This is a genomic window from Streptococcus gallinaceus, from assembly GCF_040545695.1.
In the GTDB taxonomy this organism is placed as follows: domain Bacteria; phylum Bacillota; class Bacilli; order Lactobacillales; family Streptococcaceae; genus Streptococcus; species Streptococcus gallinaceus.
The window spans coordinates 272,302-284,951 of record NZ_JBEPMK010000001.1 but is presented as its reverse complement, the minus strand read 5'-3'; the positions used below and the strand labels follow the sequence as shown (position 1 = coordinate 284,951).

Below are 12,650 nucleotides of genomic sequence, written 5' to 3'. Positions count from 1 at the left end.
TAAAAAATGCTACAGTAAGTTGTACTCATAGAGGTTGTTTGGTCTTGCTCTATGAATCACAAATTTACTTTTTAATTGGATATCAAACTCTGAATAGCAAAATTATCCAATTTTAGGGTTGTTCCATCACTATTGGTATTTGGTGTTTCAAAGTAGAAACCTTTTACCTTCAATGGATATGTCAAGCTCGCCACGCTGGCAGGATCAAATCGAGCTTCACGCCAACCTTCCCATTTCAAGCCTTCCAATAAACCGACTTGGATTTCTTGACCGTTCGCATTTTCAACAATCATCCCCAAGCTGCCGTCCCATTTTTTAGAACTATGGAAGTCGAAAAGGATATAATCTGGTTTTTCATTTAATGTAATAAATGGATCTTGCAATCTCATTTCATAGATGACTTTTTCTTTGCTTGCAGGAATTTGCACAACATTCGAACCCGTACCTTCAAGGAAGTCACCGGTATCAACCGTAACGTCCGTCTCTGCATTATTGGCTTTGTTTTTCAATTTTAAGTTTGTTTCAAAGCGATAAAGTGTTGAGGTATTGTAGTAAGCTGAAATTCCACCTGTATTGCTGGTTGAGTTGGCCAATTGTTGAAGATAAGCTGGTCCAGGAGCTGATCCTAAACCAGAACCCACATCCGACGAATTACCTGACGATGTTGAATCTGATTTTGAATCTGATTTTTTACCACCATCTTCAGAGATAGACAACCAAGATGCACGCTTAAATGGTGAAGCCACATGGGCAAATGGAATCGGTGTCTTATCTACATTGCTAGCTGGTTTGCTGACATACCGTTCTACATCTTCTACTTGGTAAAATCTTAGTTTGATATGCCCTTTTTCAATCAGCGGATCAATTCTATCCACTTCTTGCTTGGCCTTAGGAGAACCCAAGTCCAATTCACTTGATACGATTGTACGCTCATTGGCATCAATCATTTTCAATAATTCCAACACCTGAGAATAGGTTCCTGAGAAACTAATATCAGCTGTCATTTGTGTGATATTCGTATTGGCATACTTGTTTTCTGCCTCGTTATCTGACTGTGTAGCTGGCGCAGCACTTTTTTGTGTTTCAGCAGCAGAACTAGAACTTGTACTTGTTGACGTTGACGTCGAAGTACCTGTACTTGAAGCACTTGTTGTTGAGGAAGTTGTTTCAGTTTTTTTAGCCTTCTTATCTTTCTCTTGTGCTGCTGCATCCTTATCCGCCTTTTTAGGAAACTCTAGTTCTTTTGTTTCCGCAAATTCAACCCGTTGAAGAGTGATGCCACTTTTACTAATCAGGTGATCAATCAAATAGATAAATTCCCCCTGATTCGTATTGCCGTAATAGTTAGAAGCAACTTTATTGGTATCACTGTTCAGCTTTTTCAATTCTTGAACCAAGGCTCCTTTCCGAGCAACCTTTGCAGATTTTTCGTTAAACTCCAACTGCAACCTGTTGTACTCTTCCGATAGCTCACCATTTTTAGTTACTAAACCATTTAAAACATTGTAACAACCGAATGCAACGAGACCGACAGCAACTGTACCAAGCAAAGTTTTTTCCTTTTTGTTTAGCTTTAGCCCGGGTTTCTTATCAGTTTTGTTAGTATTATTTTTTTTCACTGAAGTCCACATCCTTTGTCTCAATTTCGATAGTAAATTTATATACATCCTTAAATGGATCATTGGCTGCTACACCAACTGCAGCACCACCACCGTCGACATTTTCAATCGTGCTGACCAAAATATGATTAAATTTGTCTGTTTTTCGTAATTCTTCCTCAAATTTTGCGATAGAAAGTCTCTCGGTTGAGAGTCCCACGATAGACACCTTATCATCTGAAATGCTCAATTCATCAAAGACTAGATTACGTGTCACACGGTTTTGGACAAAGTCCATGAAAGCTCTATTAACCTTGTGAGTCCGTTTGAAATCACCTTCTAAATTCTTAAAGATCGTCTGATCGTTTGTCACAGTTGCTTTGTCAACTTGAAGTTTTTCAATTTCTTCTAATTGCTGTGTCATTTCAGGTGCTTCTAGCAACATATGTAATTTATTGATTTCTGTCTCGTAGTTACTGTTACTTGAGTAGTAATAGAAGGTACCTAGCAATACCCCTGCTAATGCTAGTATACTCCCCGTGATCGCAGCCAAGCGAACTGTGCTGGTCTTTGCAGGAGGGATATGGTATGTCGCAAAAAAGTTTAAATCTCTCATCATCATTAGTTGGCCCTCCGAATTAACATTGCTACAGCTGGTATCATTTCAGGATCATTATCTGCATACGGTCCCCAAACAATATCCTCTGAGTCAACGCTACCGACAGCCTCAATATCACCGTCAAATTTTGTTTTTAATACTGAAATCAAATGCCAGCAAAGGGCACCTTCTCCGATAGAATAAAACTTATCAATCGTTTCACCAGTTGTTGAGCTGAAAAATCGCTCGGTATTGATAATATGCATTTTTGTTTCATTTAACCATTCATCTAAGACGCGTTTAAGAGACAAATCTGTCATATTACCAGCGACAATCTCATGAAAATGACGCATGGTCAATTCAGTATCTACTAAGTCTTCAATCTCATGATAGCCATGATCCATATGGTTACTTGTCACAAATCGACCATTCGCATAGAGATAGACATCAATACTGTGCTTGCCTAGTTGGACAATCCCAATATTTCCTTCTGTCAAATACTTGCCACGATTGTTGATCGCTTCTACACGTTCCAGCCACTTTTCATACGTATTGGAACGCAGGTCAAAGACATACGGTACCAAATGCAAGGCATCTGCCAAGTCATAATGTTGCTCTACTGTCGCTTTTGGCACAGCATAGGCAATCAAAGACTTGCTTCCTTCTTCAATCATACCATCTGCTTGTGGACTAAATTGATAATCAATGATATATGAGCTTGTATCGATATCCAGATACTGCTGCAACTCAAAGGAGATAAAGTTTTCGATGTCTTCTTCTGCAACGGCATCTGGTACCATGACTGGACGCGCAATAACCCCTGTATTATTGACTGCAAAAAAAGCATACTTAGCTATGACATCATTTTCTTTCATCAAATGATCAATGAACTCAATCAAGGCATCCATGTTGATAATCAAACCATCATGTACCAACCCTGCTGGTAACGAAGATTTGACCGTCTTTACGATTTCTAATTCTTTGCGTTTTTGCTTCGCAACTACCAAGGTCAAATCATAGTCATCAAAATCAATCGCTAACAAATTTCCTTTGATGGGCTTTGAAAACATGGTGTAGGGCTGACCGGCATTTTTCCCGCCCTGCCCTTTTTTAATTGAAAACAAACTTGTGATTGACTTGTTCTTGGTTGAAGCCGCTTGTGAGACTTGGAGGTCGCTGTCTAGCATGTACTCCTCATCTGCCAACTCCTCTTTTTTCTTAAAAAGGGGTTGGTTCAACCGTGTCAGCAAGGAACTTTTCCCGCTCCCGTTATCAGACATATGTCCTGTTTCTTTTTTTTTCTTAACAGAGAACATTGATCTCCCCATTCTACTTTCTTTTTAATTTTTTACTTCGTATTTATTTTTGAAATATTCAGTCATGGACTTAATCTTATCCTGACCTAATGAGCGTTCAAATACAGCAATTTCATTGATGTGGGTCTGTCCACCGAAGGTAACTGTTATAGGTTGTTGCCCATTACGGTTTCTATTCTTAACAGTTAGTGTATCTGTATGGATTTTTTCTCCATTCAAATATACTTCCACTTCCACTTTCAATTGAGAATCGTTAACTGGTTGGCTTACAATTTGAATAGAGTTATCTTGGTCTTTAACAAGCTTTTGGGTAACTGTAGAATTCGATGATAAATTGCCATTTGAAGCATCACTAGTTGCTATTTTCAATTCTCCATTGTCACCTATGTCTAGCTTCCAAATTAATTGGTTCCCAAACTGATACGAAACTAAGGCACCTGACTGAGATTCTTTTGTGAGCAAGAAGGAGTTTGTCAGTCCATTTTGCATTTTTAAGTTTTTAATGCTCAAGCTATTATTTCGCAAAGCTAACATTTGTCTTGCTTGATGTTTTTCCTCATCAAAAATGCTCTTTACTGCCACATTATCTGTGATTTTTTGACCATTACGATAATTAAACAACTCTATATCACTTTGGGCTTCGTCAACTGTTGGAATAGCTACAGGGGTCCCATTCTCATTTTTTTTCACAGCAAGATCAGCGTCTGTATGGAATGTCAAATCTTTCGTAACTGGGATCCCCATTACCCAGATACGATGTTCGGCTTCGTGGTATTGACCTACTCGACCAAAAGAATTGATGGCGCGAGCTGCAAAGGTTAGATAAGAGCCACGCATTTTATCTTCAATTTTAATCCCATTATGTTTCTTTGAAATTTGCTTAAAGTCTTCCAACATCTTAGGATGTACTACCTTTGATTCTGTTGACCCTATCGCCGCCAGACTTCCCACCAAAACAATCGGCTTACTTGGATTATCCTTATTTTTTATAGATAAATGGCTTTGGAACCAACCTTCTTCGGTGTAAATTTTAGAACTTGTAGACTTGTCAGTCAGTTGAACACGTCCGTCTGGTGTTTGTTCATCGACATAATAGTAGGCTTTACCTTTTTTCCCCTCTTTTTCATCAAGAGTAACCTTTAAATCCTCAGGAATTTTCAAGACACTTTCTTTATTATTCGCGACAAAGAGATGAATTTTTTTAGGAGCTTTGTCATTTTTATAGGACAAATTTGTCCCTTTGACTTTTACTGTTTGTGGAGCGTTGCTCCCAATTTTATAAACAAATTCCCGCTCCTCTGTACCTGTGCCTCCATTTTTCTTGACTTCTGCTATTCTACTTTCAAATTGCTCTTGGATTGCAAAATTAGTTTCATTCTGAGTGCGGAGCCCAAATACATTATTAAATGAGTTTGAGAAAAAGCTCATGGTTCCCACAACGATAACAGAAATAAGAATTAAGGAGATGATAACCTCCGCGAGGGTAATCCCTTTTCTTTTCTTAACGTTTTTCATATATCACCTCACTATGGACCTACAACAAACCAGAGATCTTGTTCAATTTGTTTTTTAATATCTGAAAAGACCTTTGCCAACTCTTCTTGATTAGATGCATCATAGTAGTTTGCATCGACGTGGTCATTTTTAATACCTTTCGTAAGTGCCTGACCGTAGGCTTTTTCAGATGCTACCCCAGAAAAACCGATCATGCTGACACGACGAACGCCCTTCCCAAAGGTTTTAGATACCTCTTGTGTATAAGTTACAGCCTGTTGAAGAAATTCCCCAGTTCCATAGTAAAAATCTTTACTAGCACTGCTTCCTACTTTGTCTGACAAATCAAACTGTGGCTTGACATAATCATATACATCTTTGTAACCGGACCGTTTTCGTTTTGAGTCATACTTTCCTACTGTATAGATATTAGGAACTCCGTCTGTTAAGAGGACAACATACTTGAATTGAGCGGGATTTTTTTGAAGACTAACCATAGCGTGTCGAAGTCCGTCACCAGGATTCGTCCCTCCATCTGGTTTCATATTCTGAATATTTTGCTTGATGGTATCTGAGCCAGACTTCAAATCAACAAATTCCTCTTGGATGTAGCCCCCTAGAGTTGAGAATTGTACTAGATTGACGCTAACGTTTCCCAATTCAGTCAATTCATCAATCATATTCTTTGCTTTGTCTTTCAAAATAGTCATTCTGACATTTGAAGGTTTGACACGAGTAATGTTTTTTCCGTTGATATCCCATCCCATCGAACCGGATGTATCAAAGACAAAACTGATGGCTGTATTCATCTGCCCTTCGATAGGGTCATTACGGTAAGCGATGGCGACCCCTTGCTTGTCTCTAGCAACGTGGGAGAAAACTTGTTTTGTATTGAGAGCGACGGAAGCCGAATCTAAGGCAAACTTTTTATTCGTATTAGTATACTGTCCCTTGACTTCGTAGTTCACCAAGCGGTTATCTTGGTAGTTGTCGTCACTTGAGAACTTGAGGTCCATCGTAATATCGTAGAGATGGCGATTTCCTAACTTAACTTCATCCCAAGTATTTTTTGCCTTATTCCAAGAAAAGTTAACTAGATTTTTTTTATCTTTTGTGAGGCCGATGTAACTCCAGCCAGATTTCATATTTTTGGTATCACCATCGTATTTTGAATCATCTAAGACGAAGATGGCTGTAGCATTTTGGACACTTTTATCTACAGCCTGCATACTGGTTCGAACTTCTGCTTGTATGGTCGCTTCCTTGTCAACCAAATCCTTGCTAGCAAAGACCGTATGAGAAATGACACCTAGCACAAGTGAAACCACTGCAATTAGTGAAATAGAGACGATAAGTTCAACGAGTGTAAACCCTCTTTTTGCCTGTTTCATTTTTCCCTCTTTCTATTTGGAGTGGCGAATACCACTTTTTTCTGTTCTCAAAGCTGGATTTTCCAGATTAAAACGGACTGTATGTACATAGTAATCATCACTATCTCCAACTTTTGCTTTTGACGTAAGGACGACATAGTAGTCGTTTTTAGAACGGCTAGTCTGTGGACTAAACTCACCTGTCATGGTGATCTCTGCTGTACCATGTTCAAATTGATGAGTAGCTGTTACTTTTTCTTCTGAAGTTTTCTGTCGGTTGGCTCGTTCAGAAAATTCAGTGTAGAGGTCTGACTTTTTACCATCGCCCTCAAAGAAAGCTCCCAACGCCAACTGACTACCCGATGTCGCGACATACTTGGCATCCAGATAGTAATAATTCCGTAGGGTCTGTCGGTTGGCTGTGCTTAAGACTCCTGCCATCAGAGCAACTGTGGCTGTCACGATGACCATCATAACGATCACCATGGACAAGGTCCCACCTTTTCTTTTTTTTCGGATAGTTTTGATCATATGTTCCTCCTCTATAGTCTTATCAAAGGCCTGATGAGGTGTATCAGACCTTTGATAAGACCCGACGAAACGTCGGGGTAGAGTTTTATAGATTATTTTTTATTATTTATTTTTTCCCTGCTGGGCTAAAAACATATTCCCATGTATCATTTTTGCTAGAATCACCTGGATTAGTATAAGTTGAAGTTAGTTTTCCATCAGCGATTACGTGAGCAGGTTGTTTATTGTTTTTCTCAACAGATGAAGTCACAGTTCCACCTTTGATATTCATATAATCTTTGAGATCGTCAAGCTTAGTAATTTTTTCATACTCTGTTGTTGGTTCAGCTGCTTGGGCAATGCGTGATTGAATAGCTGTTACCAACTGACGGTGTTCAGATTGGATACGTGATTTACGAGCACTTTCTTGGAAAGAAGCGATACGTGGAAGGGCTACAGCAGCGATGATGGCGATGATGATGATAACTACGACCAACTCGACAAGGGTAAACCCTTTTTTCTTAGCGTTGCGACGGATGTTTTGTAATTTACTTAGCATGTTTATTTCCTTTTCTTTTTCAAAATGTATAGGTCTGACCCGCTTGATAGTTAGAGAGACTCTACAAACTCTCAAAGTAAGCGGGGCAGTTGAGAGGAGCCATAGGTAATTGAGGGAAGGCTAGGATAGTTTGTACCAGTCTCAACCTTCAATCACTGGCCTATGGTCATCTCCAGTGCCAGTTTTGTTTGTCTATTGGAAGGTCTTGCAACTCCCAAGTTTTTTTGTTTATTGACCAGCGCCTGACTCAACCGCTCCTGCGAGACCGAGCAATGGAAGCATGATAGAGGCTACGATACCACCAATAACAATCCCCATGATGATGATGAGGGCTGGTTCCATGAGGGAGAGCAACTGCTTAATGGCAGCTTCGAGTTCTTCCTCGTAGTAGGCAGAGGTCTTATGAAGCATGGACTCTAGTGAACCTGACTCCTCTCCGATTTTAACCATGGAGAGCATCATTGGAGGAAAGAGTTCAGTTTGGCCAATCATCTCAGTCAGATTTTCACCTTTTTGGATTCCCTCGCTAGCCTTATCAATCTTATCCACCACCACACTATTGTTGGTCGTTGAAGCAGCTGCTTCCAAAGCATCTACCAATGGAATGCCCGCACTAGTTAGCGTCGCTAGTGTACTTGAAAAGCGAGCAGTGATAATTTTTTGGATAGAAGTTTTGATAATCGGAAGGTTCAGTTTGAGTAGGTCAAGCTGAAAGCGCCCTGCCTCTGTCTTACGGTAGCTAAGAAAGCCAAAGGTTCCACCAATAATCGTCAGCAAGAGGATGTACCAGTAGGACTGGACCCAATTACTGAGGAAGAGGACGATCCGTGTCGGTAGTGGCAACTCCACACCTCCACTCTCGAAAATATCCTTAAAGGACGGTACCACGACATAGAGAAGGACAAAGACCGCACCGATAACTAGCAAACTCAAGATTGCCGGATAAATCATAGCACCTGTAATCTGACGATTGATTTTGACTTCTTTGGTATAGTGAACGGACATTTTTTCCAAAACTTCATCGATTTTACCTGTCTTTTCACCTGCTTCAATCATACGGACAAGGAGATTAGGGAAAACCTTACCTTGCGCTTTCATCGTTTGAGAAAGCTGATTCCCCTCTTTGAGCTGAGTACTCATTTTTTTCAGAGCAGCTTTGAGAGGCTTAGAGGTCGTTTGATGCTCCATGATATCCACAGCATTATTAAGCGGAATACCGGCTTCCAACATAACAGACATCTGCTTACAGAAAAGGGAAATATCTGTTATTTTGACCTTTTTAGGTCCACCTAGTGTAATCTCGGTTGAACCAAGTCCCTTTTCTTCCACACTGATGGGACGACCTTTTAATCGGAGCTGGGCTAGAGCTTCGCCTTTAGAATCTACATCCAGTTCTAAAACTTGAACTCGATTTTTTTCGTCAAGATATTTACATATAAATATTGCCATGGTTTTCTACCCCATCATGACTGCTTTTTCAACTTGCTCACGGTCTACTGCGTAAGAAAGCAAGGTCTTGCGATCAATTAGATTGCGACGATAGAGTCCAAGTAGAGAGGTGTCCATTGTGATCATGCCCTGACTAGCTCCCGTTTGGATTGGCGTCAACAATTGGTGAGTTTTTCCTTCACGGATAAGGTTTCGAACCGCAGGTGTTGCCAGCATAATTTCAAATGCTGCCACACGCCCTTTCCCATTTGAAGTACGCATCAATTGCTGAGATACAACTCCCTCTACAACGGCAGAGAGCTGAACACGAATCTGTTCTTGCTGTTCGGCAGGGAAGACATCAATAATACGGTCCATTGTATTGACCGCTCCGACCGTATGGAGTGTAGAAAGAACTAAGTGACCCGTTTCTGCCGCACGAAGGGCAATCTCGATGGTTTCCTTATCCCGCATTTCCCCTACAAGGATGACATCCGGGTCCTGACGGAGAGCACCACGAAGGGCATTTCCAAAACTTTGTGTATCCGCACCAAGCTCACGCTGGTTAACCAAGCACTGCTTATGTGTGTGCATGTACTCGATCGGATCTTCGATGGTGATGATATGCTCATCACGTAGCTCGTTCATATAGTCGATCATCGTGGCTAGGGTCGTTGATTTCCCTGAACCAGTTGGTCCTGTAACCAAGATCAGCCCCCGACGCTTTTCAGCCAATTTTTTTATAACTGCTGGCAATCCGAGGGATTCCATGCTAGGAATTTGATTTGGAATAACCCGCAAGGCAATCCCAGAGTTGTTTCGTTGTTTAAAGATATTGACCCGCAAACGGAAACCGTTATCAACTTCGTAGGCACAGTCAACTTCTCCCACTTCAAGTAGGTGTTGAATTTGTTTTTCTGTTAGTATTTCTTTGGCAAATCGAACCGTGTCCGTATTTGTCATCTTTTCATCGGTAATGGGCATTAGCTTCCCGTGCAAACGCATCGTTGGCTCAGCCCCCACCGTAAAATGAATATCCGACGCACCATGTTCAATGGCTTGTTTGATTAATCCATCTAAATTCATCTTAGGCTTCTCCCTCTAGACTAAAGGCAATCTTCATTGCTTGTTCCATTGTCGTTATCCCATTTTTGGCTGTCTCTATTGCTTCTTCTGACAAATCTCTCATCCCTTGTGAACGAGCTTGATTGCGCAATTCAGCAGTTGTCGCACCTTGGTTGATCATGGCTTTTATTTCTTTGGTAACAGCCATGATTTCATGAATCGCAATACGACCATAGTAGCCAGTCCCACCGCAATAGTTACAACCTTCACCCTTGTAAAGCTTGTCTCCATGATGGATGCCTAAGTGCTGATATTGATTTCCTTCAACGGTATAAGCCGTTTTACATTTCGGACAGATCCGCTTAATCAAACGCTGTGCGATAATACCAACAGTAGCTGTTGAAACCAAGTAAGGTTTAATTCCCATATCCACCAGACGGTTGACAGTAGAAGCTGTATCGTTGGTATGGATTGTAGAAAGAACGACGTGACCTGTAATAGCGGCACGAACAGCGATACTTGCTGTCTCTTCATCCCGAATTTCTCCCAGTAGGACAATATCCGGGTCCTGACGCAAGATACTTCTCAAACCACTGGCAAATGTCAAACCTGCTTTGACATTCACTTGCACTTGGTTGACTCCGTCTAGTCTATACTCTACCGGGTCTTCAACAGTGATGATATTTTTTCCAACATCGTTTAACTCGCGCAAGGCTGTGTAAAGAGTGGTCGTTTTACCAGATCCCGTTGGCCCTGTCAGCAAAATAATTCCTTCAGGTGCTTTCAAGATATCATCAAAGATTTTTTCATTGGCCGGTGAAAATCCAAGTTCTTCCTTACTCAAAAGAGTCGCGTTCCGATTCAGAATCCGAATAACAATCTTCTCACCAAAAACAGTTGGAAGAACAGACACACGCATATCCACTTCACGTCCATCAATCGTAGTCTCAATCCGACCATCCTGTGGAATACGACGTTCAGCAATATCCAAGCCACTCATAATCTTAATCCGTGTCGCAATAGCAGAATGCGTAGAAGCCTTTAATTGCATATTTTCAACCAGTGTTCCATCCACACGGAAACGAACACGAACAACTTTTTCAAATGGCTCGATGTGAATATCTGATACCCGTGTTTTGATAGCTTGACTAACAATCGAGTCAATCAAGCGTACTACAGGTGAATTTTTGATTGAGATATCTTCTTCTACGACATCATCTTCAACACCAAAGCCCTCAATCTCTGTCGCCGCTTGGTGGGCCGCATCCCCCTGTGAATAATACTGGTCAATATATTTTTGAATATCGTCACTCAAACCAATGTGTGGTTCAATCGACATCTTCGATACAATTCGAACATCATCCAAGGCGATGTAGTTTTTTGGATCTGCCATCGCAACGATAAGTCTTGGCTCCATATCCTCTGTGAAGGCAATTGGAATCAAGCAGTGGCGACGTGCGATTTTTTCGGTTACCTTAGCTACCGCTTCCTTATCAATCGAAAACTGAGAAAGGTTGACTTGAGGTGTTTTGTAGTAGTAACTTAACACTTTCAGCAAATCTTCTTCATTGACATACTTTTTTTTCAAAAGATATTTTTCAAGAGAAGTATCCGTTTCTTTCATTTCGTTTATGATATTTTGTCTATCACCCTCGCTGATTAAGCGCGAACGGACCATTATTTCTAAAATTTCTATATCACTCATCACCTTTCTTTATTTTTGTTTATACTCTTGTGTTTTTGCATCCGAACAACGATACAATTTTGCTAGCAAAATTTTTTACCACAATTCCTCACTGAAATTGTTAGAAAATTGCTGTGTTGTATTTATCTCAAAGACTGTCTACGATAGTCTGTAATAAAATCTGGTATCTCACTATATAAACGTTGCACCGATTGGCTATCTGTCAAGCTGCGTAGTTCTGCATCTGTTACTCCGACAAATTGAATAAACCGGACTTCTTCATTTGGCGTCTGAACTTTTTCTACTGTATCATCTGGAACACAGATAAATCCTGTCAACAGGGACTGTTGGTCTACGTCAACTCCCTCTGTCTGACCGGTATAGACATACTCGTATGGACCAAAGAGTTCACCCTTTTCACGTGTCAAACTCGCTAAACTTTTCAATAAGTTTGCAGTGCCAATGATGACCTTTTCTTCATTGTCGTCAGGGTATTTTTTCAGCTTATACGTAAATTCCATCCCAAAGCTAGTCGTATCTGTCCCTTGATCATATACATCCGATAAGCCATAGGTTACAAAATGCCAGTAATCTCCAGCATCATAGATAGTAATTCCCTCCAAGCTATGCTTTCCACCTTCTAAGCGAGAAGGACTAGCGCTTAACTGTCGTGGTTTATCTTGTCCTGGATAAGACAATAAAAAAGCATCTGTAATAGACTGCCAACCAGCTGGAATCTTTTGCGGAGATGTTTCATTTTCTGATGACATCTCTTTTGCGGAGTCACTTGCTGTATTTTGATAAGTATTTATACTCTCTTCCGATTTCGGCTTTTTCATTAAAAAGTTTAATAATCCCATCTGACCCCTTTCCATCTTTTCCATCTATTTTGACTAGCTGCTTAGTATTAGCAAATAGAAAACGCCTACACCAAACAACCCTGATAGATTATAACACATCAAATCCGTCGTTTAACTTCTATGTTTTAGGTGTTTTTTCTCAAAATCCGACGCATTTATAAGACCAAA

General features: G+C 40.5%; 11 protein-coding genes. All 11 read right to left on the bottom strand.

Annotated features, from left to right (window positions below):
• Positions 1-71: 71 nt before the first annotated feature.
• The 11 genes from ABID27_RS01490 to ABID27_RS01440 all read right to left on the bottom strand — a co-directional run bounded on the left by ABID27_RS01490 (position 72) and on the right by ABID27_RS01440 (position 12,392).
• Positions 72-1,550: a hypothetical protein gene (locus ABID27_RS01490; protein WP_253362817.1), complete on the bottom strand. Its 1,479-nt coding sequence runs from the start codon at positions 1,548-1,550 to the stop codon at positions 72-74.
• Positions 1,551-1,605: 55 nt separating this feature from the next.
• Positions 1,606-2,220: a PilN domain-containing protein gene (locus tag ABID27_RS01485; RefSeq protein WP_253362815.1), complete on the bottom strand. Its 615-nt coding sequence runs from the start codon at positions 2,218-2,220 to the stop codon at positions 1,606-1,608.
• On the bottom strand, positions 2,220-3,476 hold the full coding sequence (pilM, locus tag ABID27_RS01480) for a pilus assembly protein PilM (RefSeq protein ID WP_354279731.1): 1,257 nt from the start codon (positions 3,474-3,476) through the stop codon (positions 2,220-2,222). The genes ABID27_RS01485 and pilM overlap by 1 nt, the downstream gene beginning before the upstream one ends.
• 60 nt (positions 3,477-3,536) lie before the next feature.
• A complete protein-coding gene (locus ABID27_RS01475) occupies positions 3,537-5,027 on the bottom strand; it encodes a type II secretion system protein (RefSeq protein WP_354279729.1) in 1,491 nt (496 codons plus the stop codon).
• Between the two features lie 11 nt (positions 5,028-5,038).
• Positions 5,039-6,397: a VWA domain-containing protein gene (locus tag ABID27_RS01470; protein WP_354279727.1), complete on the bottom strand. Its 1,359-nt coding sequence runs from the start codon at positions 6,395-6,397 to the stop codon at positions 5,039-5,041.
• Between the two features lie 12 nt (positions 6,398-6,409).
• On the bottom strand, positions 6,410-6,907 hold the full coding sequence (locus ABID27_RS01465) for a hypothetical protein (protein ID WP_354279725.1): 498 nt from the start codon (positions 6,905-6,907) through the stop codon (positions 6,410-6,412).
• Between the two features lie 106 nt (positions 6,908-7,013).
• Positions 7,014-7,445, bottom strand: a complete 432-nt coding sequence (locus ABID27_RS01460; RefSeq protein ID WP_253362808.1) for a type II secretion system protein — start codon at positions 7,443-7,445, stop codon at positions 7,014-7,016.
• Between the two features lie 228 nt (positions 7,446-7,673).
• Positions 7,674-8,894: a type II secretion system F family protein gene (locus ABID27_RS01455; RefSeq protein WP_354279723.1), complete on the bottom strand. Its 1,221-nt coding sequence runs from the start codon at positions 8,892-8,894 to the stop codon at positions 7,674-7,676.
• A 6-nt stretch (positions 8,895-8,900) separates the two neighbouring features.
• Positions 8,901-9,959, bottom strand: a complete 1,059-nt coding sequence (locus ABID27_RS01450) for a type IV pilus twitching motility protein PilT (protein ID WP_354279721.1) — start codon at positions 9,957-9,959, stop codon at positions 8,901-8,903.
• Position 9,960: 1 nt separating this feature from the next.
• Positions 9,961-11,643 (bottom strand): GspE/PulE family protein, encoded by a 1,683-nt coding sequence (locus ABID27_RS01445; protein WP_301282783.1) that lies wholly within the window; start codon positions 11,641-11,643, stop codon positions 9,961-9,963.
• A 122-nt stretch (positions 11,644-11,765) separates the two neighbouring features.
• Complete coding sequence (locus ABID27_RS01440; RefSeq protein ID WP_354279719.1) at positions 11,766-12,392, bottom strand: suppressor of fused domain protein; 627 nt, start codon at positions 12,390-12,392, stop codon at positions 11,766-11,768.
• Between the last annotated feature and the right edge of the window lie 258 nt (positions 12,393-12,650).

Bases quoted from the DNA above. Each gene is read 5' to 3' on its own strand.
- ABID27_RS01440 (WP_354279719.1), bottom strand. From the start codon at position 12,392: ATGTCATCAGAAAATGAAACATCTCCGCAAAAGATTCCAGCTGGTTGG.
- ABID27_RS01460 (WP_253362808.1), bottom strand. From the start codon at position 7,445: ATGCTAAGTAAATTACAAAACATCCGTCGCAACGCTAAGAAAAAAGGG.
- ABID27_RS01465 (WP_354279725.1), bottom strand. From the start codon at position 6,907: ATGATCAAAACTATCCGAAAAAAAAGAAAAGGTGGGACCTTGTCCATG.
- ABID27_RS01450 (WP_354279721.1), bottom strand. From the start codon at position 9,959: ATGAATTTAGATGGATTAATCAAACAAGCCATTGAACATGGTGCGTCG.
- ABID27_RS01445 (WP_301282783.1), bottom strand. From the start codon at position 11,643: ATGAGTGATATAGAAATTTTAGAAATAATGGTCCGTTCGCGCTTAATC.
- ABID27_RS01485 (WP_253362815.1), bottom strand. From the start codon at position 2,220: ATGATGATGAGAGATTTAAACTTTTTTGCGACATACCATATCCCTCCT.
- pilM (WP_354279731.1), bottom strand. From the start codon at position 3,476: ATGTCTGATAACGGGAGCGGGAAAAGTTCCTTGCTGACACGGTTGAAC.
- ABID27_RS01455 (WP_354279723.1), bottom strand. From the start codon at position 8,894: ATGGCAATATTTATATGTAAATATCTTGACGAAAAAAATCGAGTTCAA.
- ABID27_RS01470 (WP_354279727.1), bottom strand. From the start codon at position 6,397: ATGAAACAGGCAAAAAGAGGGTTTACACTCGTTGAACTTATCGTCTCT.
- ABID27_RS01475 (WP_354279729.1), bottom strand. From the start codon at position 5,027: ATGAAAAACGTTAAGAAAAGAAAAGGGATTACCCTCGCGGAGGTTATC.